This is a genomic window from Streptomyces massasporeus, assembly GCF_014648995.1.
Taxonomy (GTDB): Bacteria; Actinomycetota; Actinomycetes; order Streptomycetales; family Streptomycetaceae; genus Streptomyces; species Streptomyces massasporeus.
On record NZ_BMSE01000010.1, the window covers coordinates 19,078 to 41,698 of the forward strand.

Below are 22,621 nucleotides of genomic sequence, written 5' to 3' on the forward strand. Positions count from 1 at the left end.
GTCACACGAGGAACACCGGGCACCCTGACAACATCGGCAACATCAGCCTCACCGGGCCCACCGACTCACCGGGCCCGGTGAGGCACCCGACAGCACCCCGGCGAAGAGGAGCGGTACGTGAGCGAGAGCAGTGCGGAGGTCGTCGCGGACGTCGCCTCCGCGGCCGTCGCGGCCTCCGCCGCGGGGGCGGCGGGAGGCTGGCGCCGGGCGACCGGTATCGCCGGCGTGGCGATAGGCGTGGTGGCCGCGGGCGCGGCCGCCGGCGTCGCCCTGGAACGGATGACGGTCGGCCGCGGCATGCGCCAGAAGGCCCGGCTCGCCCTGGACTCGGCCGGGCCCTACGGCTCGCTGCGCGGCATGCCGGGCAAGGCGTTCGCCGACGACGGCACCGAGTTGTACTACGAGGTCGACGACCTCGACCCGGAAGCCGCCCCGGCCGCCATCGGCCCGCGCCGCCGACGGCTCTTCGGCCGCAAGTCACCCGCTCCCGTCACCGTGGTCTTCAGCCACGGCTACTGCCTCAGCCAGGACTCCTGGCACTTCCAGCGGGCGGCCCTGCGCGGCGTGGTGCGGACCGTGCACTGGGACCAACGCAGCCATGGCAGGTCCGGGCGGGGTCTGGCCCAGACGCGGGACGACGAGCCGATCACCATCGAGCAGCTCGGCCGCGACCTCAAAGCCGTCATCGACGCGGCGGCCCCCGAAGGCCCGCTCGTGCTCGTCGGCCACTCCATGGGCGGCATGACGGTCATGGCGCTGGCCGACCAGTACCCGGAGCTGATCAGCGAGCGGGTCGTCGGGGTCGCCTTCGTGGGGACGTCCTCGGGGCGGCTCGGCGAGGTCAACTACGGCCTGCCCGTCGCCGGGGTCAACGCGGTGCGGCGCGTACTGCCCGGAGTGCTGAAGGTGCTGGGGCAGCGGGCCGAGCTGGTGGAGAAGGGGCGCCGGGCGACCGCGGACCTGTTCGCCGGGATCATCAAGCGGTACTCGTTTGCGTCCCGGGACGTCGACCCGGCCGTCGCCCGGTTCGCCGAGCGGATGATCGAGAGCACGCCGATCGACGTGGTCGCCGAGTACTACCCGGCGTTCAACGACCACGACAAGACCGAGGCGCTCGCCCACTTCGCGGAGCTGCCCGTGCTCGTCCTGGCCGGGGTGCAGGACCTGGTCACGCCGAGTGAGCACAGCGAGGCCATCGCCGATCTGCTGCCGGACGCCGAGCTGGTGCTGGTGCCGGACGCGGGCCACCTGGTGATGCTGGAACACCCGGAAGTGGTCACCGACCGCCTCGCCGACCTGCTCACCCGCACGGGTGCCGTGCCCGCAGGGGCTACCGTGAAGGGCTATGGAAGCACCAGCACCGCACAGCCCGGCTGAGTCCGGATCCGTCCAGATCGTCGTCACGTCCCCCGAGCAGATGCGGGAGCTGGGCCGCCGGCTCGCGAAACTGCTGCGCGCCGGTGACCTGGTGATGCTCAGCGGGGAGCTCGGCGCGGGCAAGACGACGCTGACCCGTGGGCTGGGCGAGGGGCTCGGCGTGCGCGGGGCCGTCACCTCGCCGACCTTCGTGATCGCCCGGGTGCACCCCTCGCTGGGCGAGGGGCCGCCGCTGGTCCACGTCGACGCCTACCGCCTCTCCGGCGGTCTGGACGAGATGGAGGACCTCGACCTCGACGTCTCGCTGCCCGACTCCGTGGTGGTCGTGGAGTGGGGCGAGGGCAAGGTCGAGGAGCTGACCGAGGACCGGCTCCAGGTCGTGATCCACCGGGCGGTGGGCGACACGACCGACGAGGTCCGGCAGATGACGGTCACCGGTCTGGGGGAACGCTGGGCCGAGGCGGATCTGAGCGTGCTCGCCGCCTGACGCCCCCTGGGCGAGTCCTGGTGTGCGGTCATGTGATGAACGTTCCGACAAGACGTCGGCAAGATGTTGCGTCCGGCGTCTTGTGCGTGGTCACATGGTATCCAGTCCGTAGTTAGGTGTACCTAACTTCGTTTGCCCCGGCCCTTCGGGAGGCGTCCATGTCGGCTACAGAGAGCAAGGGGCAGCCGCAGCGGTTCGCGGTCGCCGGGGTGTCCATGCGCGACCTGCTGGCGGCCGGCGAGGCGGCGGCGTTGATCTCCACGCCCCCGCGCGCTCCCGACCCGGAGTTCTCCGAACGGGTCCCCGAGCACCGCGAAGCGGCCTAGGAACGACCCGGACGACCGGTCCTAGCGGACGACCACGACCGTGCGGCCGATCGTCGCGAACGTCCACATCGCGTCGCCGTCCGCGCGGGACTCGCGGATGCCGCCCGTGCGGGCCTTCGGGGCGGGGGCGGAGGCGGAGGGGGAGGCGCTCGGGCCCCCCACGGCCGAGCTGAAGCCGACCACCACGCCGTCCACCGTCGCGAAGCGCACCACGTGCTCCACCGGGACGCCGTCGGACCCGGTGACCGAGTTCGAGCGGGACGTCACCGAGTAGCTGCCCGGCGCCGGGTCCACCGCGCTCGGTTCGACCTCGAACGTACGGCTGACCGCCTCGTCCCCGGCGACCAGCCACACCCGGTCACCGCGCAGCGAGTACACGACCCGGGCACCCTTGCCCGAGTCGCCGGGCAGTGCCGTGGGGTCCTTCTTCACCGGGGGCGCCTTCGATGTGCCGGCCGCCGGTGCGGCGCCCGCGTGCGCCGTTCTGCCCAGGCCGGCGGGGAGGGACTCGGCCGCCTGATGGGCGAGGTAGCCGACCGTCGCGAGGGCCGCGGCGGTGAGCCCGGCCACGATTCCCGAGCTGCTGGCTGACACCGGAGTCCACCTCACGTCGTATCGCTGTCGTGACGGTAGGTGACGGTAGCAGCACGTGACGACCCGACAGGTGCGGCCGTGCCGGGCCCCGGAGAGCCGTAGGCTGTTTGCGTGCTCTTGCTCGCTCTGGATACCGCCACGCCCGCCGTCACCGTCGCGCTGCACGACGGACGCGATGTCATCGCCTCCTCGAGTCAGGTGGACGCGCGGCGGCACGGGGAACTGCTGCTGCCGGCGATCGACCGGGTCCTCGCCGAGGCCGGTCTGCGGATCGACGCCGTCACGGGGATCGTCGCCGGGATCGGTCCGGGACCGTACACCGGGCTGCGCGTCGGCCTGATGACCGCGGACACCTTCGGGCTCGCGCTCGGTGTCCCCGTGCACGGTGTGTGCACGCTGGACGGCCTCGCCTACGCCGCCGACCTGGAGGGCCCGTTCGTCGTCGCGACCGACGCCCGCCGCAAGGAGGTGTACTGGGCCCGCTACAGCGACTCCCGGACCCGGGTCACCGACCCGGCCGTGGACCGGCCCGCCGACATCGCCGAGCAGGTCGAGGGGCTGCCGGCGGTCGGCGCGGGCGCGCTGCTGTACCCGGACACCTTCCCCAAGGCGCACGAGCCGGAGCACGTCTCCGCCGCCGCCCTCGCCCGGCTGGCCGCCGAGAAGCTGGCGGCCGGCGAGGAACTCCCTGCGCCCCGGCCGCTGTACCTGCGCCGCCCCGACGCCCAGGTCCCCAAGAACTACAAGGTGGTCACCCCCAAGTGACCGAACCCGTGACGTGTGCGCTGCGCGAGATGCGCTGGTGGGACATCGACTCCGTGCTGGAACTGGAGCGGGACCTGTTCCCCGAGGACGCCTGGTCCCGGGGCATGTTCTGGTCCGAGCTGGCCCATGCGCGGGGTCCCGGGGCCAACCGGCGGTACGTGGTCGCCGAGGACGCCTCCCGGATCGTCGGCTACGCCGGTCTGGTCGCCACCGGCGAGCAGGGCGACGTCCAGACCATCGCCGTCTCCCGCGAGCTGTGGGGCACCGGCCTCGGCGCCCGGCTGCTGGCCGAACTGCTGCGGGCGGCCGGCGCCTTCGAGTGCGCCGAGGTGATGCTGGAGTGCCGGGTCGACAACGTCCGCGCACAGAAGCTGTACGAGCGCTTCGGCTTCGAGCCCATCGGTTTCCGGCGCGGCTACTACCAGCCCGGGAACGTGGACGCCCTGGTGATGCGCCTGACCGCCCCCGAGAACTCCGTACAAGGAACCGAGATCAATGGCTGACGAACCCCTCGTACTGGGAATCGAGACCTCCTGCGACGAGACCGGCGTCGGCATCGTCCGGGGCACCACCCTGCTGGCCGACGCCGTCGCCTCCAGCGTCGACGAGCACGCCCGCTTCGGCGGCGTCGTCCCGGAGGTCGCGAGCCGCGCCCACCTGGAGGCGATGGTCCCCACCATCGACCGCGCGCTGAAGGAGGCGGGCGTCACCGCCCGCGACCTCGACGGCATCGCCGTCACCGCCGGTCCCGGCCTCGCCGGTGCCCTGCTGGTCGGCGTCTCCGCGGCGAAGGCCTACGCCTACGCCCTCGGCAAGCCGCTCTACGGCGTCAACCACCTCGCCTCGCACATCTGCGTGGACCAGCTGGAGCACGGCGCGCTGCCCGAGCCGACCATGGCCCTGCTGGTCTCCGGCGGCCACTCCTCGCTGCTGCTGTCCTCGGACATCACCTCCGACGTCCGCCCGATGGGCGCCACCATCGACGACGCGGCCGGCGAGGCCTTCGACAAGATCGCCCGCGTGCTGAACCTGGGCTTCCCCGGCGGCCCGGTCATCGACCGGTACGCGAAGGAGGGCGACCCGAAGGCGATCACCTTCCCCCGGGGCCTGACCGGCCCGCGCGACCCGGCCTACGACTTCTCCTTCTCGGGGCTGAAGACCGCCGTGGCCCGCTGGATCGAGGCCAAGCGGGCGGCGGGGGAGGAGGTGCCGGTGCGGGACGTGGCGGCGTCCTTCCAGGAGGCGGTCGTCGACGTGCTGACCCGCAAGGCCGTCCGGGCCTGCAAGGACGAGGGCGTTGACCACCTGATGATCGGCGGCGGCGTGGCCGCCAACTCCCGGCTGCGCGTCCTCGCCCAGGAGCGCTGCGAGGCCGCCGGCATCCGGCTGCGCGTGCCGCGGCCCAAGCTGTGCACGGACAACGGCGCGATGGTCGCCGCCCTGGGCGCCGAGATGGTCGCCCGGAACCGGGCGGCGTCGGCCTGGGACCTGTCGGCGGACTCGTCCCTGCCGGTGACCGAGCCGCACGTGCCCGGGCACGACCACGACCATGTGCACGAGGTCAGCAAGGAGAACCTCTACTCGTGACGGTCGCGTTGATGTGGGAGGCCCGGGCGTCCGACGGGCGGGGTGCGGACCTGCTCGCCTGGGCGCGGGCGCAGGAGCTCGCGCGCGAGCCCCTGCGCCGGGAGTTCTTCCGGGCACCGCAGGACCGGGTCCTCGTCATCACCTGGTGGGACGCGCCCTACGACGCCGAGCTGCCCGAACTGCCCGAGCCGGACGGGGAACTGGTCACGCGGGCGGTGCACCGGTGGCGGTTCGAGTCGGTCACCGGCAACTGACCGGGGCCGGCCCGGGTCCTAGGACACCTCGGTCTCGCAGCGCAGCCGCCGGTCGGGGCCGAGCACCCGGACCGGGCCCGTCAGGGTGAGGTGCGCGGTGTGCCGTACGTCCGCGCTCGACGTCGCCAGCCTCAGCTCCAGGGCGCCCGGCTCGACCACCCGGCGGCCCGAGCGGTCGGTGAAGGACGACAGGTCGGCGTGGAAGCGGAAGGTCACCCGGGCCGCGTCGCCCGGGGCCGCCGTCACGCGCTGGTAGCCGATCAGCCGCATGTCGGGGCGCGTCACGGACGCCACCGGGTCGTGCAGATACAGCTGCACCACCTCCGCGGCCTCGCGAGCACCGGTGTTGCGGACGGTCACCGACACCTCGTACGAGCCGTCCGTGCCGATCTCGACCGGCCCGGTGGCGGCGGGCACCTCCCAGGCGAACGCCGAGTACGAGCGGCCGTGGCCGAAGGCGTACAGCGGGGTCGGGTCGAGGTTGCTGACCTCGCCCGCCAGGCCCAGGGGCGGCTGGAGGTAGGTCCAGGGCTGCCCGCCGGGAAGCCGCGGGACGCTGACGGGCAGGCGGCCGGAGGGGTTGACCCGGCCCGCCAGGACGCCCGCGACCGCCGGGCCGCCCTCCTCGCCCGGGAAGAAGGCCTGGACGACCGCGCCCAGCCGGCCGTGCCAGCGGCCCAGCGCGTAGGGGCGGCCGGTCAGCAGCACCAGCACCACGGGGACGCCGGTGGCGACCAGCGCGTCCAGCAACTCGCCCTGGGCGCCCGGCAGGCCGAGGTCCGTCGCGTCGCAGCCCTCGCCCGAGGTGCCCCGGCCGAACAGGCCCGCCCGGTCGCCGAGGACCGCCACGCACACGTCCGCCTCGGCGGTGCGGGCGATGGCCTCCTCGAAGCCCCTGGTGTCCGGGTCGGTCACGTCGCAGCCCTGCGCGAACGTCACCTTGGCGTCGGGAAGTTCGGAGCGCAGGGCGTCCAGGACGGTCGGGATCTCGATGCCGACCGGCACGTCGGGGTGGTGGGGCAGGACGTGGGACGGGAACGAGTAGCAGCCCAGCATGGCCAGGGCGTCGGCCGCCCGGGGGCCGACCACCGCGATGCGGGTGTCGGGGGCCAGCGGGAGCAGGCCGTCGGGGTTGTCGAGCAGGACCACCGACTCCTCGGCCAGGCGGCGGGCCAGGATCCGGTTGCCCGTCGAGTCGAGGTCGACCGCCGTGGCCGGCTCGGGCGCCCAGTCCTCGTCCAGCAGGCCCAGTTCACACTTCTGGAGCAGGACGCGGCGGGCCGCGCGTTCCACGAGCTCCTCGGGGACCTCGGTCGAGCGGACCGCCTCCAGCAGCGGCCGGCCGTAGCACTTGACGGTGGGCAGCTCGACGTCGATGCCGGCGGCGAGGGCCGCGCGGGCCGCCTCGGCGAGGGTTCCGGCGACCCGGTGGAGGGTCTGGAGGAAGCCGATGCCGAAGTAGTCGGCGACGACCGTGCCGGTGAAGTCCCACTCCTCGCGCAGGAGACGGGTCAGCAGCCCGGGGTCCGCGGAGGCCGGGACCCCGTCCGTCTCGGTGTAGGCGGCCATCACCGAGCGGGCCCCGCCCTCGCGCAGGGCCATCTCGAAGGGCGGCAGGGTGACGTCGGCGAACTCGCGGACCCCCGCCCGCACGGGGGCGAGGTTGCGGGCGCCGGCCGAGGAGGCGTACCCGGCGAAGTGCTTGAGCGTGGCGACGACCCCGGCCGACTCCAGGCCCCGCACATAAGCCGTGCCGACCGTGGCGACCAGGTACGGGTCCTCGCCGATGGTCTCCTCCACGCGGCCCCAGCGCGGATCGCGTACGACGTCCAGCACGGGTGCGAGGCCCTGGTGCACACCGGCCGAGCGCAGGTCGTCGCCGATACGGCGGGCCATCTCCTCGACCAGCGGCGGATCCCAGGTCGCGCCCCAGGCCAGCGGGACCGGATAGGCCGTGGCCCGCCAGGCGGTGAAGCCGGCCAGGCACTCCTCGTGCGCGATCGCCGGGATGCCGAAGCGGCCGGCCGCGGCGATACGGCGCTGGGCACGCGCCAGGGCCTGCGCGCCGAGGGCCGGGTCCACGGGGGCGGTGCCGAAGGAGCGCGTCAGCTGGCCGAGGCCGTGGGTGATCAGCTCGGCCCAGTCGTACTCGACGGTCATGTCGTGCTGGTGCGGAGCGACTCCGTCGCCGTCCGTCGCGGCGCCCACCCACACGCCGTACAACTGGGCGGTCTTCTCCTCCAGGGTCATCCGGGAGAGCAGGTCGTCGACGCGGGCGGCGGCGGGCAGCGCGGGGTCACGCCAGGGCGCGGTGGTCATGAAGCTCCTGTCGGGTGGACGGACGGCCCTCTCACGAACGTTTCACGAATGTTTCGTTATGAACTTCGAATGTTCCGGGAACCTATGGCGGTGCGAGGACTTCGTCAAGGGGGCCCGCAGGGTTACGATCGCCGCCATGACATCCCCGGAGCCCGTTGAAAGCCGGACGCAGACCCGGACGCAGGGGCGCACCGCGCAGACCGCGACGCTCGCCGAGATCGCCCGTGAGGCGGGCGTCTCGGCGCCGACTGTTTCGAAGGTCCTCAACGGCCGGGCCGACGTCGCCCCGGCCACCCGGTCCCGCGTCGAGGACCTGCTGCGCGCCCACGGCTACCGGCGCCGCCGCGCCGAGGCGACCCGCTCGCCCCTGATCGACCTGGTCTTCCACGAGCTGGAGAGCGCCTGGGCGATGGAGGTCATCCGGGGCGTGGAGAACGTGGCCCGGGACGCCGGGCTCAGTGTCGTGCTGTCCGAGAGCGCCGGGCGGCTCACGCCCGGGCGGACCTGGGCCGACCAGGTCGCCGCGCGCCGGCCGCACGGCGTGATCCTGGTCCTGTCCGGGCTCGACGAGTCACAGCGGGCGCTGCTGACCAGCCGTTCCATCCCGTTCGTCGTGATGGACCCGGCCGGCGACCCCGGCGCCGACGTGCCGTCGATCGGCGCGACCAACTGGCAGGGCGGCCTCGCCGCCACCCGGCATCTGGTCGAGCTGGGGCACCGCAGGATCGGCGCGATCAGCGGGCCCTCGCAGATGATGTGCAGCCGGGCCCGGATCGACGGCTACCGGGCCGCGCTGGAGACGGCCGGGCTGCCGGTGGATCCCGCCCTGATCACCACCGGCGACTTCCACCACGAGGCCGGCTACCGGCGGGGCCTGGAACTGCTGCGCCGCCCGGACCGGCCGACCGCCGTCTTCGCCGGGAACGACCTCCAGGCGCTCGGGCTGTACGAGGCCGCGCGCGAGCTGGGGCTGCGCATCCCGGAGGACCTGAGCGTCGTCGGCTTCGACGATCTGCCGGTGGCGCCCTGGGTCGGGCCGCCGCTGACGACCGTACGGCAGCCGCTGACGGAGATGGCCGAGGCCGCGGCCAAGCTGGTCCTCGACCTCGGGCGGGACGAGGGGACCGAGGCGGCGACGAGGGTGGAGCTGGCGACGAGTCTGGTGGTGCGCAGCAGTACGGCGGGGCCGGCGGAATAGCGGGTGCTGTATTGACGGGTGTTCCGGACGCCTCCACACTGCACCGAAGCCAATCGGTTGCACCACCGAAACTTTCGGAGGCGCCCGCGGTGAGATCCCTGAGATCGGGCTCAGTTGCGCCGACACCCCCTATCAACGGCTCGGTACCGGACGGCGGTTCGGTGGCGTTCGGGTTCAACGGCTCGTGGAGCGGGAGCAATCCGGTGCCGGTGGTGACACTGGGGTGATTCCGGGTCCTGAAATCTGAGAATTTCCGAAGAAAGGGCGCCCTGGGCTCCCTGCCCGTAATAATTCGGACTTATGTTCCTGCCCGTGACGGGACTCAACGGGGACGAGGGCACGGACGCGGGCCGGCGGTCGAGAGTACTGAAGATCGCCGGCATCACTCTGGCGGGGACGCTGGTGCTGGGCGCCGGAGCGGCGGGCTGGGCCTACTGGCATCTCAGCGACAACATCACAGGCGTCGACATCGACAACGCGCTGGGCGACAACCGGCCGCCGAAGCCGGTGACCACACCGTCGCCCTCGGGCCCGGCCCTGCCGAGCGAGGCCCTCAACATCCTGGTCCTGGGCTCGGACTCGCGCAGCGGCAAGGAGAACCGCCGGCTCGGCGGCGGCGACAGCTCCGGCGCCCGCTCCGACACGGCGATGGTCGTCCACCTCGACGCCGGGCGGACCAGTGCGACGGTGGTGAGCATCCCGCGCGACACCCTGGTCACCCGCCCGTCCTGCCCGCGCCCGTCCGGGGGGTCGACGTCGGTCGCCCACCACTCGATGTTCAACAGCGCGTACGAGGTCGGCGGACCGGTCTGCGCCGTGAAGACGGTCGAGGAGATGACGAACGTCCGCATGGACCATTACCTCGAGATCGACTTCTCGGGCTTCGCCAAGCTGGTCGACGCGCTCGGCGGTGTCACCGTCACCACGGACGAGGACATCGCCGACGAGGACAGCCATCTGCGGCTCAAGGCGGGCACCCACCACCTCGACGGCACTCAGGCGCTCGCGCTGGCCCGCACCCGGCACGGCATAGGCGACGGCAGCGACCTGGGCCGCATAGGCCTCCAGCAGAAGCTGGTGAAGGCCCTGCTGGAGCAGATCGCCTCCCAGGACCTGCTCACCGACCCGGCCAAGCTGTACCGCGTCGCGGACACGGTCACCGCCGGCCTCACCACCGACACCGGCCTGGACTCCCTCGCCGAACTGACCCGGCTCGCCCAGAGCCTGAAGGGCCTCCCGGCGAGCGGGGTGCGGACGGTGATGATGCCCGTGGTGCAGGCCCCGTCGGATCCCAACCGGGTGGTGGCCGAGGAGCCCGAGGCGGGGAAGCTGTGGGAGTCGCTGCGCTGACCCGCACCCGCACTGACATGCACTCACATGCGCCGACCTGCGCGGACGCGTCCCGGAAAAGATCTTCGAGAATTTCCGGCGAGCATGTCGATCCGTCGTCCCCCCGATCGACGCAGGGGTGAGAGCGGGGAAGAGCCCCGCTCCCCAAGACCCCGAGGAGTCACCGTGCCGCGCTTTCTCACCCTGATCCGCATCGACGAGAAGAACGCCCCCGCCGAGGGCCCGAGCCCCGAGCTCATGGACCGGATGGGCAAGCTCCTGGAGGAGATCACCAAGGCGGGGGTCATGCTGGACACGGCCGGGCTCACCCCGACCGCGGACGGCAGCCGGGTGACCTGGGAGGGCGGACAGCTCTCCGTCACCGACGGGCCGTTCACCGAGTCCAAGGAGGTCATCGGCGGCTACTCGATCAGCCAGTGCAAGGACAAGGCCGAGGCGATCGAGTGGACCAAGCGGTTCCTGTCGCTGCACGAGGACTACTGGACGATCACCGCCGAGGTCCGGCAGATCGCCGAGGACTGACCGGTCCGCGCGCCGGTTCCGCTTGGCCGGGCGGCACCACGGGTGTCTGATGGTGGGCTGTGACCCCGCAGCCCACCCCGGCCCCGCAGCCGCCGGACCCGGCGCCGCAGCCGGCCTCGGCGCCGGGGCCTTCCTCGGCCTCGCAGCCGCCGTCGGATCCGCAGCCGGCCCCGGCTTCGCACCAGCCCTCCGCCTCGCGTCCGGCCCCGGCCCCGCGGCAGGTTGCGGACCCACCCACCCCGGCCCCGCAGCCGCCGCCGGACCCACAGCCGGCCCTGGCAGGGCAGCCCGCCCCACCCCCACCGCCCCGGCCCGACCGCACCGCCGAGGTCATCGAGACCGTCTTCCGTATGGAGTCGCCCCGGATCATCGCCGGTGTCGCCCGGGTCGTCCGGGACGTCGGGATCGCCGAGGAACTCGCGCAGGACGCGCTGGTGGCGGCACTGGAGCAGTGGCCGCGGGACGGGGTGCCCGACAACCCCGGCGCCTGGCTCATGAGTACCGCCCGCCACCGGGCCGTCGACCTGGTCCGGCGCCGGGAGAACTACGCCCGCAAGCTGGCGGAGATCGGCCGGGACCTGTCGGAGACGGCTCCCCCTCAGGAGCCCGTCGACCCCGACGACATCGACGACGACCTGCTCCGCCTGGTCTTCACCGCCTGCCACCCGGTGCTCTCCACCGAGGCCCGCACCGCCCTCACCCTGCGCCTGCTCGGCGGCCTGACCACGACCGAGATCGCCCGCGCCTTCCTGGTCCCGGAGCCGACGGTCGCGCAGCGCATCGTCCGCGCCAAGCGCACCCTCGCGGCGAAGAACGTCGCCTTCGAGGTGCCGTACGGCCCCCACCGCGAGGCCCGCCTCGGCTCGGTCCTCGACGTCATCTACCTGATCTTCAACGAGGGGTATGCCGCCACGGCCGGCGACGACTGGCTCCGCCCGTCCCTGTGCGAGGACGCCCTGCGCCTGGCCCGGGTGCTCTCGGCCCTCATGCCGAAGGAGCCCGAGGTGCACGGCCTCACCGCGCTCCTGGAGCTCCAGGCCTCCCGCACGGCCGCCCGCACCGGCCCCTCCGGCGAGCCGGTCCTGCTGAAGGACCAGAACCGTTCCCGCTGGAACCGCATGCTCATCGCCCGCGGCATCACCGCACTGGGCCGGGCCGAGGCCACCTCCTCCGGCGCCCCGGGTCCGTACCTCCTCCAGGCGGCCATCGCCGCCTGCCACGCGCACGCGTACACCTACGAGGAGACCGACTGGTCCCGCATCGCCACTCTCTACGGCCTCCTGGCCGCCCGCTCCCCGTCCCCGGTCGTGGAACTCAACCGCGCGGTGGCCGTCTCGATGTCCGAGGGCCCGGCCGCGGCCCTCGTCCTCGTCGACGCCCTGACCGGCGACCCCGCCCTGCGCGACTACCACCTGCTGCCCAGCGTCCGAGGTGACCTCCTGGCCCGCCTCGGCCGTACGGCCGAGGCCCGGGCGGAGTTCGAACGGGCGGCGTCGCTCACGCGGAACGAGAGGGAGCGGGACCTGCTGCTGCGGAGGGCGGCCGAGCGGTCCTGAAGGTCAGGCGGGGTGCCCGATGAGCATCGCCGGTGCCCCCGCGACCCGGGTCAGGAACACCGTGGCCGCGTGCGGCCCCTGCGGCTTGACCTTCTTGCGGAGCTCCTCCGGTTCGACCGCCGAGCCCCGCTTCTTGACGGTGAGAATGCCGACCCCGCGCTCCCTCAGCAGCGCCTTCAGCTTCTTGACGTTGAAGGGCAGATGGTCGGTGATCTCGTAGGCGGTGGCGTACGGGGTCGGGTGCAGGGCGTCGGCCGTGACGTACGCGATGGTCGCGTCGAGCAGCCCGCCGCCCACCTGGTCGGCCACCTCGGCGACCAGGTGGGCGCGGATGACGGCGCCGTCGGGCTCGTAGAGGTAGCGGCCGGGCGGGCGGACCTGCGGGTCGGGCAGGCCGCGGGAGAGCAGGGTGCGGGGGCCCGGCAGGAGGGTCGCCCGGACCGCCCCCGGCTCGGTGCCGAACCACAGCACCGCCTCCTTGACGTCCCCGCCGTCGGAGATCCACTCGGCCTCGGCGTCCTCGGGGACCGCCTCGTGCGGGATGCCGGGGGCGACCTTCAGAGCGGCGCCGCGCGGGGCCCGGCGGGCCGCGGAGATCGCCCAGGACAGGGGCGGTGAGTAGGCCTCGGGGTCGAAGATCCGGCCGCGGCCGCCGCGCCGGGCGGGGTCGACGAACACGGCGTCGAAACCGGCCGTGTCCACGTCCGTGACATCCGCCTCGCGCACCTCGACGAGGCCGGACAGGCCCAGCGCGTCGGCGTTCGCCCGGGCCGCCGCGGCTGTCTGCGGGTCCCGGTCCACGGCCAGCACCCGGATCCCGGCGCGGGCCAGCGCGATCGCGTCACCGCCGATGCCGCAGCACAGGTCGGCGACCGAGGTGATGCCCGCCTCGGCCATCCGCCGGGCCCGGTAGGCCGCCACGCTCGCCCGGGTCGACTGCTCGACCCCGTTCGGCGTGAAGAACATCCGGCCCGCGTCCTCCACCCCGAACTTCGCCACCGCCCGCTGCCGCAGCCGCGCCTGCCCGAGCGCCGCCGACACCAGCTCGGCGGGGTGCTCGCGGCGCAGCCGGGTCGCGACGGCCAGCTCCTGCGCCGGGTCGGTGTCCCGCACCTCGTCGAGGAGGGCGCGGCCTTCGGGGGTGAGGAGGGGAGCGAGGTCGTTCACCGGATCATTGTCGGCCACGGCGGCGGGCGGGTGGCGTGTGGGCCAGTCGGTGGATGGTGGGGCGCCGGCCGCGGTGTCGGGCCGGGATCGACGGGAGGCGCTGCGAGGATCCGGCCTCATGCGAGCAGTCGTACAAAATGACAAAAGCCGGGCATCGGGGCGGAGGTCCGCCGGCGTGCGGATCGGCCTCACCGTGCTCGTCCTCGCCGCCATCGCCTCCGGCTGCGCGCAGGACGGCGGCAGCGACCAGGTCACCCCGGCGGGTGGCCAGCAGCCCCTCGACGCGCCCCCCGCCCGCGCGCTCGACTCCTATGCCACCAAGCTGCGCGCCGCGCACGCCGCCCGGGTCGCCGCCGCGCACCGCTGGGGCCTGCGCAAGGTCCCGCGGGCCGCCCCGCCGGCCCCCGCGCAGAAGCCGAGGATCAGGACCCGCAAGGGCTTCGAGGTGGGCGGCCACCGGGAGCTGAACCTGCCGCCCGTCTTCACCAGGGTCCCCACCCGGGACAAGGTCGTCTTCCTCACCATCGACGACGGCGCCGAGAAGGACCCGGCGTTCCTGCGGATGATGAGCGACCTGGACGTCCCGTACACCGCCTTCCTCAGCGGCTACCTGGTCAAGGACGACACCCGCTACTTCCGGAAGATGCAGTCCAGGGGTGTGGTCCTGAACAACCACACCCTCCACCACCCCAATCTGCGGGGCATGTCCTACCGGGCGCAGAAGCGCGAGATCTGCGGCATGCAGCGCTATCTGGAGCGGCGGTTCGGTGAGCGCCCCACCCTCTTCCGCCCGCCCTACGGCAGTTACGACCGGGCGACCCTGCGCGCCGCCAAGACCTGCGGCATCGCGTACGCGCCCCTGTGGAACGCGGAGGTCTTCGCCGACCACTGGGAGTACCGCGAGGGGGACCGCAAGCTGCGCCGGGGCGACATCGTCCTCACGCACTTCCGGGGCCGCGACCAGTGGAAGGGCACGATGGCCGACATGATCCGCCGCTTCCTGAACAAGGTGACGGCCCAGGGGTACGCGGTCGGGCGGCTGGAGGACTACCTGTGAGGCGGCCGGCCGCCGCCCTGCTGTGCGCGGTCCTGCTGGCCGGCTGCGCCGGGGGCGCGGGGGAGCGGCCGGGCACCGCCGACGGCCGGGCGCAGGACCCGCCCCGCGCGGAGGGCGACACCCGCCGGCTGCCGCCCGTCGTGGACCACGTCCCCACCCGCGAACCCGTCGTCTTCCTCACCTACGACGACGGCGCCGAGCGCGACCCCCGCTTCGTCGGCCTCGTCCGTGAACGGCGCCTCCCCGTCAGCATGTTCCTCACGGACAGCGTCGTGGGCCCCGGCTACGGCCACTTCGCCCGGCTGCGCGCGGTCGGCGCGTCCATCCAGAACCACACCCTCGACCATCCCGCCCTGCGCGGCCTGCCCTACGCCGGCCAGCGCGCCGAGATCTGCGGCCAGCAGCACAAACTCCGCTCCCGCTTCGGCATCAGCCCCCGCCTCTTCCGCCCGCCCTACGGCACCTACGACCGGACGACCCTGCGCGCGGCGGCCGACTGCGGCATCACGGCGGTCGTGCTGTGGCGCGCGTCCCTGAACGCCGACGGCGAACTGACCTACACCCGGGGCGAGCCGGGCCTGCGGCCAGGCGACATCGTCTCGGTGCCGGCGGGCGAGACGATGTCGCCGAGCCTGACGGAACGGACCGTGCGGCTGCTGCGCGAGATCAGGCGGAAGGGGCTTCGGGTGGGGCGGCTGGAGGACCATCTGGAGGACCACCGGTAGGGCCACCCGACGGACCTCCTGGCGGACCACTGGCAGGGCCACCTGACGGACCTCCCGGCGACCACTGACAGGGCCACCTGGCGGGCCTCCCGGCGACCACTGACAGGGCCACCTGGCGGACCTCCTGACGGACCGGCCGGAGAGAACACCCGGCCGACGCGCCGTCGGCAATTAGCAGTCCGCTTGACCGAGTGCTAATCGCAGTCATAGTCTCGGCTCTGGCACTCCCCTTAGGAGAGTGCCAACACAGCGACGGGCAGGTCCGGCACCCGCGACGACGGATCCACCTGGTCGCCACCTCAGACAGTTAACCCCGTGAGATCTCCGAAGGGGGAGGTCGGATCGTGACGACCACCAGCTCCAAGGTTGCCATCAAGCCGCTCGAGGACCGCATTGTGGTCCAGCCGCTCGACGCCGAGCAGACCACCGCCTCTGGCCTGGTCATCCCGGACACCGCCAAGGAGAAGCCCCAGGAGGGCGTCGTCCTGGCCGTGGGCCCGGGCCGCTTCGAGGACGGCAACCGTCTTCCGCTCGACGTCTCCGTCGGCGACGTCGTGCTCTACAGCAAGTACGGCGGCACCGAGGTGAAGTACAACGGCGAGGAGTACCTCGTCCTCTCGGCCCGCGACGTGCTCGCGATCGTCGAGAAGTAATTCACCCGGCATCACCAGCATTGCAGTGGACTGCGCCCCTGGCCCCCGCGACCTTATGAAGCCGGGCGTCGGGGGCGCGGTTCGTTTCACCCACGTTTTCCGAGAGGGCTGAACCGCTCCCATGGCGAAGATCCTGAAGTTCGACGAGGACGCCCGTCGCGCCCTCGAGCGCGGCGTCAACAAGCTTGCCGACACGGTCAAGGTGACGATCGGCCCCAAGGGCCGCAACGTCGTCATCGACAAGAAGTTCGGCGCTCCCACCATCACCAACGACGGTGTGACCATCGCCCGCGAGGTCGAGGTCGAGGACCCGTACGAGAACCTCGGTGCCCAGCTGGTCAAGGAGGTGGCGACCAAGACCAACGACATCGCGGGTGACGGTACGACCACCGCGACCGTGCTCGCCCAGGCGCTCGTGCGCGAGGGCCTGAAGAACGTCGCCGCCGGTGCCTCCCCGGCCGCCCTGAAGAAGGGCATCGACGCCGCCGTCGCCGCGGTCTCCGAGGAGCTCCTCGCGACCGCCCGGCCGATCGACGAGAAGTCCGACATCGCCGCCGTCGCCGGTCTGTCCGCCCAGGACACGCAGGTCGGCGAGCTCATCGCCGAGGCCATGGACAAGGTGGGCAAGGACGGTGTCATCACCGTCGAGGAGTCCAACACCTTCGGTCTGGAGCTGGACTTCACCGAGGGCATGGCCTTCGACAAGGGCTACCTGTCGCCGTACTTCGTGACGGACCAGGAGCGCATGGAAGCCGTCCTGGACGACCCGTACATCCTCATCACGCAGGGCAAGATCTCCGCCATCGCGGACCTCCTGCCGCTGCTGGAGAAGGTCATCCAGTCGAACGCCTCCAAGCCGCTGCTGATCATCGCCGAGGACGTCGAGGGCGAAGCCCTGTCGACCCTCGTCGTGAACAAGATCCGCGGCACGTTCAACGCCGTGGCCGTCAAGGCCCCCGGCTTCGGCGACCGCCGCAAGGCGATGCTGCAGGACCTGGCGATCCTCACCGGCGCCACGGTCGTCTCCGAGGAGGTCGGCCTCAAGCTCGACCAGGTCGGTCTTGACGTCCTCGGCTCCGCCCGCCGCGTCACCGTCACCAAGGACGACACCACGGTCGTCGACGGCGCCGGCAACAAGGACGACGTGCAGGGCCGCGTCGCCCAGATCAAGGCCGAGATCGAGTCCACCGACTCCGACTGGGACCGCGAGAAGCTCCAGGAGCGCCTCGCGAAGCTGGCCGGCGGCGTGTGCGTCATCCGCGTCGGTGCCGCCACCGAGGTCGAGCTCAAGGAGCGCAAGCACCGTCTGGAGGACGCCATCTCCGCGACCCGCGCCGCGGTCGAGGAGGGCATCGTCTCCGGTGGTGGCTCCGCGCTCGTCCACGCCGTGAAGGTCCTCGAGGGCAACCTCGGCAAGACCGGCGACGAGGCCACGGGTGTCGCGGTCGTCCGCAAGGCCGCCGTCGAGCCGCTGCGCTGGATCGCCGAGAACGCCGGCCTGGAGGGCTACGTCATCACCTCCAAGGTCGCCGAGCTCGACAAGGGCCAGGGCTTCAACGCCGCCACCGGCGAGTACGGCGACCTGGTCAAGGCCGGCGTCATCGACCCGGTGAAGGTCACCCGCTCCGCCCTGGAGAACGCCGCCTCCATCGCCTCCCTCCTCCTCACGACCGAGACCCTGGTCGTCGAGAAGAAGGAAGAGGAAGAGCCGGCCGCCGCGGGCCACGGCCACGGCCACGCCCACTGACGACCAAGGTCGCCAGAGCCTGAGTGAGGGCCCGGCACCCCGGAAACGGGGTGCCGGGCCCTCACCGTTCCTCTCCACCGGTCAGGGAACCGAGGCGGCGGTCGTCGGCCTCCTAGACACCGGAACAGAAGGGGGGTGCGATGAGCCAGGCGCTCTATCAGGAACGGTCCCGGAATCCGCTGGCGCGCACCGCGGAACTCACCGAGGACCGGCTGCGCAGGGGCGGCCGGACCACACCGCTGGAGGAGCTGAACCTCGGCGCCATGGCCGAGGCGTATCTGCGTGGCCACTGGCTCGGCGGCGGCGGTGCCGAACGCCCTCTCGCGTCGCTCGTGCAGGGCCCGGGCAGCGTCCCGGTCACCCGCGTCACCGGCACCACCACGCCCCTGAAGGTGCGCCGGACCGCCGACTTCGCCCGGGCGCTCGGCGAACTCGCCGTGCGCAGGTGCGGCGGGCCGGACCAGGTGGCCGCACTCGCCGCACGGGCCCGGGAGGAGGGCGTGCCGCTGTGGATCGCACGGCGGTACGCGCCGGGGCCCGCCGGGCCGGTCGCCGTCGCCGTGGACCGGCGCCTGGTCCGCGTGGACGTCTGGGGCCCGGGCGCTCCCGCCGTGCGCCTGCGGGCCCCCTACGGTTTCCGCGGCGACTCGACGGTTCCGGGCAGTGGCCTGGTCATGACCGTCGGAGACGTCGGCGCCCGGCTGATCCTGCAGAAGAAGTTCCGCAAGTCCAAGAGCAGCGTGGAGATACGCCTGCCCGACCGGCGCTGGACCCTGCGCCGTGAGACCGCGGAGAGCTCGTGGCTGCTGCGCGACGGCCGGGGGGTCGCGCTGCTGACCCGCCCCGGGCGGCGGCCCGGCCCGCAGCCCGGCTCGGTACTGCTGCCGCTGGCCGACGTGCGCCACGAGAGCCCCGATCCGCTGGACGCCGTCATGGCACACGCGGTCGCCGTCTCCTTCGGCCTCGGCGACACGACGGGCCTGGCCAGGTTCCGTGCCGTGAGGTCCGGCCGGACCACGGACGGCGACACCTGGGACCACCCCTGGTTCAGCAACCTCGGCAGGGGCCGCGACGACAACGAACCCGGCGGTGGCGACGGCTGGGGCAGTGACGGCGGAGACGGTGGAGACGGGGGCGGGGGTGGCGACGGCGGCGGTGGGGACGGAGGGGGCGGTGGCGGAGGCGACTAGCCGGCCGGCGGCCCTGCCCCTTCCGCGTCCTGAGACCTTCGCCCGGCGGCTCACCAGGACTTGCTGCGGGGGCGCCTGGGCGTGGGGCCGTTCCCCACTCCCGGCCAGGGCGGTGAGGAGGAGGAGCCCCCGCCCGCCGTCCCCCCCCCCGCTTCCTGCGTCCCGTGTCTCGGGCAGCCTCTCGCCCCGTGCGTCGCTGACCTCGATGCGTACCTGCCCGCCGTCCTCCCTGCTGAGCCGCAGCTCGGCGTCCCGGCCGGGGACCCGGCCGTGGGTCACCGCGTTGGCGGCCAGTTCCGCCACGATCAGCTCAACGGAGTCGTGCACCGGGGTGCCGTACCGCCGCCCCCAGGCGTCCATCTGGCAGGACGCGAGCCCGCGGGCGAGCCGGGCGCCGCGCGGGGACGGGGTGAAGCGGAACGAGAACACGGTCTGATCGGCGAGCGGAAGCGGCAGCGCGGAGCGCCGCTCCGTGCGGGGGGAAGTGGTCATGCGCCGAAGATCCCGTGCCTGTACCCCTGCTCACCAGGTACGACGCCCCCACGCGGTGGTCTGTCGGGGCGGAGGGCGACGTTGTCGGGCCTGTCGGGGCGTGGCCGCTCACGAGGGCAGCCTGTGCACCCCGTTGTCGTCCGTCACCTCGTACACGTCGATCCGCAGCAGCTCGCGGACATGCGCCGGCACCCGCTCGACGGCCTTGACGGACAAGGACGGCACGACGAGTGCGTACCGTATCCGCGCGTCCTGGCTGGTCATGCGGCGCAGCAGCTGCCCGTGGGCGATGTCCGTGTCGACGCCCTTCTCCTTGGTGCGGCCCTTGGCCTCGCAGATCAGCCGCTCCTCGCCGCGCACGGCTTCGAGGTCGGTCCGGCGATCCGTGGGCTCGACGGGTGTCCACCCCTCGCCGAGCAGCCAGGCGCGGAAGGCGTCGGTGACCCGGTTCTCGTCGCTGTCCCGGGCCAGGATCTTCCGCAGCGCCGCCAGGTCTGCCTCGCGGTTGCGACGCAGCCGCCCGCGCCCGTCCGCGTCGAGGTCGGCCGGGCGGACCACGACCAGCCGCAGCCCGTGGGCGGGGATCCCGGTGTCGCGGCGGGCGTCGTACAGGGCCCGCTGCTCGCCCCGGTGCACACCGCTCACCGTGAGCCGGTCCGGCTTGTCGAAGTGGGGCACCGGCTGGTCGTGCTGGAGCTCCCGGTACTCGACCACCAGCCGGTGGCCGGGCCAGTACGCGTCGTGCTGCTCGGGGATCGTGGGGAAGGACTCGTGCCCTTCCACGACTTCCCCCTCTACGACCTCCCCGTCCATGACCTCCTCGTCGACGACCCGGTGCGCCGGCTTCGTCAGCTCCAGGCTGGAGAGGTGCTTCTTCAGCCTCTTGGCCATGGGCAGGTAGCTTGGCGACCTGTTTCGACATCATCCCCGCGACCTTCCCCACGGCGGCGTTCGCCGACTGGGTGCCGAACATGACGCCGAAGAAGAGCGTGAGCACTCCCTTGGTCGCGTCGTCGAGGTCGTCGGTGTCGTCGGAGAACAGATCGGGCCAGCTGTGCAGCCGACGGGGGGGCCGTCTTCGTTCCGTGCCCGGCTGGCACGCGGAAGACGTGATGTCGGGGCGACGCTACCGCACGCAACGTGCGCGTGCGGACGCGTTGAGTGAAGAAGGCTCACGTGGAGAACGCGCGCAGCCGCGTGACTGCGCCCCCACGGTGTTCGATCCCGGCAAGATCAGTTCGGCGCGGGCCGTGGCCCGGAAGGTCCCGCATCGGGCTGCTGAAACAGCAGCGGGAGAAGGGGACATCTGGTTCGCTGGGCTGGCTGCACAAGGAGCGAAGGAGGCTTCTCGTGGGAACGGATGAAGGCGGTTTCCTGGAGTCGGAACCGACTCGTGGTGGCCGCGGTGCCGCTGCGCTGCCGGAGGGGGAGGGGCTGGCGGACAACGTGTTCGACGTCGATGTCGCTTGGGAGGCAGCTACCCGGTCCCGCGAGCGGGACGACGCTTCCGGTGAAGCGCAGGCCCTGACCGTGCTGGGCCAGGCTCTCGACGAGGCCGGCCGTTCCGATGAAGCCGATTACCTCCACAGGCGGGCCCATGACGTCGCCCCCGACGCAACAGTCCGGCTGATCCAGGCGGAGCTTCTCATGCAGCGCGGCTTCGAGTTGAAGAGGTACGGGGGCGATCCGGACACCGCCTGGGGCGAATGGTTCGGGAAGGAAGAACGAGAGGCCGAGATCGTGAGGCGGCGCGAAAAGGCGCTCTCCGACGCCCAGAGCGCGTTCCGCCAGGCGGGGAGGATCTTCCGCACGGTCGGCTTGCGGGAACGCGGTGATGACGCTGCTCGCCGGGCCCATGAGCTCATGCCCTCCCGGTTCAGGCACTTCTCCTGGTACCTACAGGTACTCCAGCCCTATACGGAAGAGGTTGATGTGAACGGTGACTCCGGCAACGCGGCACCCACGGCGCCCGATCCGGCGGAGCCGCCGACCCCGGTGCCGCCCCAGGCTCCTCCGGTACCCCGTTCGAGGCTCCCGGAGGAGCGTGCGGACGGCGGTACGGAGTACCCGGGCGGTGCGCACGCAGCGCCCGGGTCGCTCTTCGAGGAGATCCTCGTCGGGTTTCTCGCCGTCAAGTTCCTCGGACCATTCCTCGAAGCCTTCGCCGGCAAGATCGGGGAGCAATTCGGAGAGTCCGCCGTCCGCGCACTCGGCCGCATCAGAGTGACACGCAAGCACGACACGGACTCCAGGAACCTGGAGATCGACGATTCGGACACCGGAATCCCGACGGTCCTGGTCCTGCCGGAGGACTTCACCGAGGAGGCCCAACTCGCCCTGATCGACCTTGACGTCACCGCCGGGGAAGTGCGCGGAACCACCCTGCGCTGGAACCCGGACACGGCGGCCTGGGAGCCGGTGGAGGACGATCAGGACTCCTGAGACTCCGCGGCCCGTGACCCCACGCACCGGCTTCTGCGGGAGGCGTTCACCCGTACGACGCAACCCGGCCCGAACCCGGTGTGGTGCGCGTTGCCCGTCCTACGGTGCGAACACGGTCGTCGGATGTGCTGAGGGGACGAGCGCGATGGAGTCGGGAGCGGACTCGGGTGCGGGCATGGAGGGCGGAGCGGGTGCCGACTCGAACGGGGAGTTCCTGCGGTGCTGCGGACGGCAGATGAAGCTGCTGCGGGAGGCCGCGGGGCTGACGCAGACGCAGTTGGGCGAGCGGGCCGGGTACGGCGAGGCGCAGATCGCGACGGTGGTCGTCAGGAACGCGGCTTGTCGGTCGCGGCGGATTCCTTGCCCGGCTCGGCGGGCTGGTCGGTGAAGACCGTCAGGTGCCAGGTTCCCTTCTCCCGCGTGACGGTGAAGGTGTCCTGCAGGGGCTTGCCCTTCTTGCCCTCGGCGAGAAGGCGGGCCGAGCCGACGTCCGGGCCCATGTCGTGCTGGACCCGCACGTCCTTGATCTTCCAACCGCGTCCGCCCCGGTCGGCGAGGATCCGCTCGGCCTCCTGCCGGGACCATCCCTCGTCCTCGACGCCTCCGACCGAGATCAGCCCGGCGGCGTTGCGGGAGTTGAGGGCCTGGACATAGGCCTCGACGGCATCGCGGGCCCCGTCGGAGGATGCCGATGCCGAAGACGAGGGTGCCGAGACCGTGGGCGGGGCTTCATCGTCCTGGGACGAACAGCCGGATGCGACAACCAGAGCGGCCGCCACGGCCAAGAGGCGTCGACGTTGCACAGCACACTCC

General features: G+C 72.5%; 22 protein-coding genes and 2 pseudogenes. 18 read left to right on the forward strand and 6 right to left on the reverse strand.

Features of this window, described 5'->3' with window-relative positions; translation table 11 throughout:
- Positions 1-117 precede the first annotated feature (117 nt).
- From IE153_RS22030 to IE153_RS22040, 3 genes are all read left to right on the forward strand, one after another.
- Positions 118-1,377 (forward strand): alpha/beta fold hydrolase, encoded by a 1,260-nt coding sequence (locus IE153_RS22030; protein ID WP_189591562.1) that lies wholly within the window; start codon positions 118-120, stop codon positions 1,375-1,377.
- A complete protein-coding gene (gene tsaE / locus IE153_RS22035) occupies positions 1,346-1,864 on the forward strand; it encodes a tRNA (adenosine(37)-N6)-threonylcarbamoyltransferase complex ATPase subunit type 1 TsaE (RefSeq protein WP_030854610.1) in 519 nt (172 codons plus the stop codon). Before IE153_RS22030 ends, tsaE begins: the two co-directional genes overlap by 32 nt.
- 158 nt (positions 1,865-2,022) lie before the next feature.
- Positions 2,023-2,190, forward strand: coding sequence for a hypothetical protein (locus IE153_RS22040; RefSeq protein WP_189591563.1), 168 nt, complete (start codon positions 2,023-2,025; stop codon positions 2,188-2,190).
- Positions 2,191-2,211: 21 nt separating this feature from the next.
- Here the strand turns inward: IE153_RS22040 and IE153_RS22045 are convergent, their stop codons facing one another.
- Entirely contained in the window at positions 2,212-2,784 is a 573-nt protein-coding gene (locus tag IE153_RS22045) for a hypothetical protein (RefSeq protein WP_189591564.1), read from the reverse strand.
- A gap of 111 nt (positions 2,785-2,895) precedes the next feature.
- On the opposite strand from IE153_RS22045, the gene tsaB reads away from it, so the two are divergent.
- The 4 genes from tsaB to IE153_RS22065 are packed head-to-tail and all read left to right on the forward strand — an operon-like array spanning position 2,896 to position 5,390.
- Entirely contained in the window at positions 2,896-3,549 is a 654-nt protein-coding gene (tsaB, locus tag IE153_RS22050; RefSeq protein ID WP_189591565.1) for a tRNA (adenosine(37)-N6)-threonylcarbamoyltransferase complex dimerization subunit type 1 TsaB, read from the forward strand.
- On the forward strand, positions 3,546-4,052 hold the full coding sequence (gene rimI, locus IE153_RS22055; protein WP_229829107.1) for a ribosomal protein S18-alanine N-acetyltransferase: 507 nt from the start codon (positions 3,546-3,548) through the stop codon (positions 4,050-4,052). Before tsaB ends, rimI begins: the two co-directional genes overlap by 4 nt.
- Positions 4,045-5,136 (forward strand): tRNA (adenosine(37)-N6)-threonylcarbamoyltransferase complex transferase subunit TsaD, encoded by a 1,092-nt coding sequence (gene tsaD / locus IE153_RS22060; protein WP_189591566.1) that lies wholly within the window; start codon positions 4,045-4,047, stop codon positions 5,134-5,136. The genes rimI and tsaD overlap by 8 nt, the downstream gene beginning before the upstream one ends.
- Positions 5,133-5,390 carry a hypothetical protein gene (locus IE153_RS22065; protein ID WP_189591567.1) on the forward strand — a complete coding sequence of 86 codons (258 nt, stop codon included), beginning with the start codon at positions 5,133-5,135 and terminating at the stop codon, positions 5,388-5,390. The genes tsaD and IE153_RS22065 overlap by 4 nt, the downstream gene beginning before the upstream one ends.
- A gap of 18 nt (positions 5,391-5,408) precedes the next feature.
- Here the strand turns inward: IE153_RS22065 and IE153_RS22070 are convergent, their stop codons facing one another.
- Positions 5,409-7,709, reverse strand: a complete 2,301-nt coding sequence (locus tag IE153_RS22070) for a beta-xylosidase/alpha-l-arabinosidase (protein ID WP_189591568.1) — start codon at positions 7,707-7,709, stop codon at positions 5,409-5,411.
- 136 nt (positions 7,710-7,845) lie between these two features.
- On the opposite strand from IE153_RS22070, the gene IE153_RS22075 reads away from it, so the two are divergent.
- The 4 genes from IE153_RS22075 to IE153_RS22090 all read left to right on the forward strand — a co-directional run bounded on the left by IE153_RS22075 (position 7,846) and on the right by IE153_RS22090 (position 12,335).
- A complete protein-coding gene (locus IE153_RS22075) occupies positions 7,846-8,907 on the forward strand; it encodes a LacI family DNA-binding transcriptional regulator (protein WP_189591569.1) in 1,062 nt (353 codons plus the stop codon).
- A 300-nt stretch (positions 8,908-9,207) separates the two neighbouring features.
- Positions 9,208-10,257, forward strand: coding sequence for an LCP family protein (locus tag IE153_RS22080; RefSeq protein WP_189591570.1), 1,050 nt, complete (start codon positions 9,208-9,210; stop codon positions 10,255-10,257).
- A gap of 165 nt (positions 10,258-10,422) precedes the next feature.
- Entirely contained in the window at positions 10,423-10,779 is a 357-nt protein-coding gene (locus tag IE153_RS22085; RefSeq protein ID WP_189591571.1) for a YciI family protein, read from the forward strand.
- Positions 10,780-11,129: 350 nt separating this feature from the next.
- Positions 11,130-12,335 carry an RNA polymerase sigma factor gene (locus IE153_RS22090; protein WP_229829108.1) on the forward strand — a complete coding sequence of 402 codons (1,206 nt, stop codon included), beginning with the start codon at positions 11,130-11,132 and terminating at the stop codon, positions 12,333-12,335.
- A gap of 3 nt (positions 12,336-12,338) precedes the next feature.
- On the opposite strand, the gene IE153_RS22095 is transcribed toward IE153_RS22090, so the two are convergent.
- Positions 12,339-13,502 (reverse strand): THUMP-like domain-containing protein, encoded by a 1,164-nt coding sequence (locus IE153_RS22095; protein ID WP_189591572.1) that lies wholly within the window; start codon positions 13,500-13,502, stop codon positions 12,339-12,341.
- Positions 13,503-13,677: 175 nt separating this feature from the next.
- On the opposite strand from IE153_RS22095, the gene IE153_RS22100 reads away from it, so the two are divergent.
- From IE153_RS22100 to IE153_RS22120, 5 genes are all read left to right on the forward strand, one after another.
- Complete coding sequence (locus IE153_RS22100; protein WP_229829109.1) at positions 13,678-14,559, forward strand: polysaccharide deacetylase family protein; 882 nt, start codon at positions 13,678-13,680, stop codon at positions 14,557-14,559.
- Complete coding sequence (locus IE153_RS22105) at positions 14,556-15,284, forward strand: polysaccharide deacetylase family protein (RefSeq protein WP_189591574.1); 729 nt, start codon at positions 14,556-14,558, stop codon at positions 15,282-15,284. Before IE153_RS22100 ends, IE153_RS22105 begins: the two co-directional genes overlap by 4 nt.
- A 344-nt stretch (positions 15,285-15,628) precedes the next feature.
- Positions 15,629-15,937, forward strand: coding sequence for a co-chaperone GroES (gene groES, locus IE153_RS22110; RefSeq protein WP_003974211.1), 309 nt, complete (start codon positions 15,629-15,631; stop codon positions 15,935-15,937).
- 121 nt (positions 15,938-16,058) lie between these two features.
- Positions 16,059-17,684, forward strand: coding sequence for a chaperonin GroEL (groL, locus tag IE153_RS22115; protein ID WP_031109586.1), 1,626 nt, complete (start codon positions 16,059-16,061; stop codon positions 17,682-17,684).
- 140 nt (positions 17,685-17,824) lie between these two features.
- Positions 17,825-18,874, forward strand: a complete 1,050-nt coding sequence (locus IE153_RS22120; protein WP_189591575.1) for a hypothetical protein — start codon at positions 17,825-17,827, stop codon at positions 18,872-18,874.
- Between the two features lie 162 nt (positions 18,875-19,036).
- On the opposite strand, the pseudogene IE153_RS42595 reads toward IE153_RS22120, so the two are convergent.
- Both IE153_RS42595 and IE153_RS22135 read right to left on the reverse strand, forming a co-directional pair.
- Positions 19,037-19,366 (reverse strand): annotated as a pseudogene (locus IE153_RS42595) (ATP-binding protein); the annotation flags it as partial.
- A 759-nt stretch (positions 19,367-20,125) separates the two neighbouring features.
- Positions 20,126-20,426: pseudogene (locus IE153_RS22135) on the reverse strand (hypothetical protein); the annotation flags it as partial.
- Between the two features lie 116 nt (positions 20,427-20,542).
- On the opposite strand from IE153_RS22135, the gene IE153_RS22140 reads away from it, so the two are divergent.
- Positions 20,543-21,808 (forward strand): tetratricopeptide repeat protein, encoded by a 1,266-nt coding sequence (locus IE153_RS22140; RefSeq protein WP_189591576.1) that lies wholly within the window; start codon positions 20,543-20,545, stop codon positions 21,806-21,808.
- A gap of 235 nt (positions 21,809-22,043) precedes the next feature.
- Entirely contained in the window at positions 22,044-22,196 is a 153-nt protein-coding gene (locus tag IE153_RS42750; RefSeq protein ID WP_368858384.1) for a helix-turn-helix domain-containing protein, read from the forward strand.
- Here IE153_RS42750 and IE153_RS22145 read toward each other — a convergent pair.
- Entirely contained in the window at positions 22,135-22,611 is a 477-nt protein-coding gene (locus IE153_RS22145; RefSeq protein ID WP_189591577.1) for a hypothetical protein, read from the reverse strand. The genes IE153_RS42750 and IE153_RS22145 overlap by 62 nt on opposite strands.
- Between the last annotated feature and the right edge of the window lie 10 nt (positions 22,612-22,621).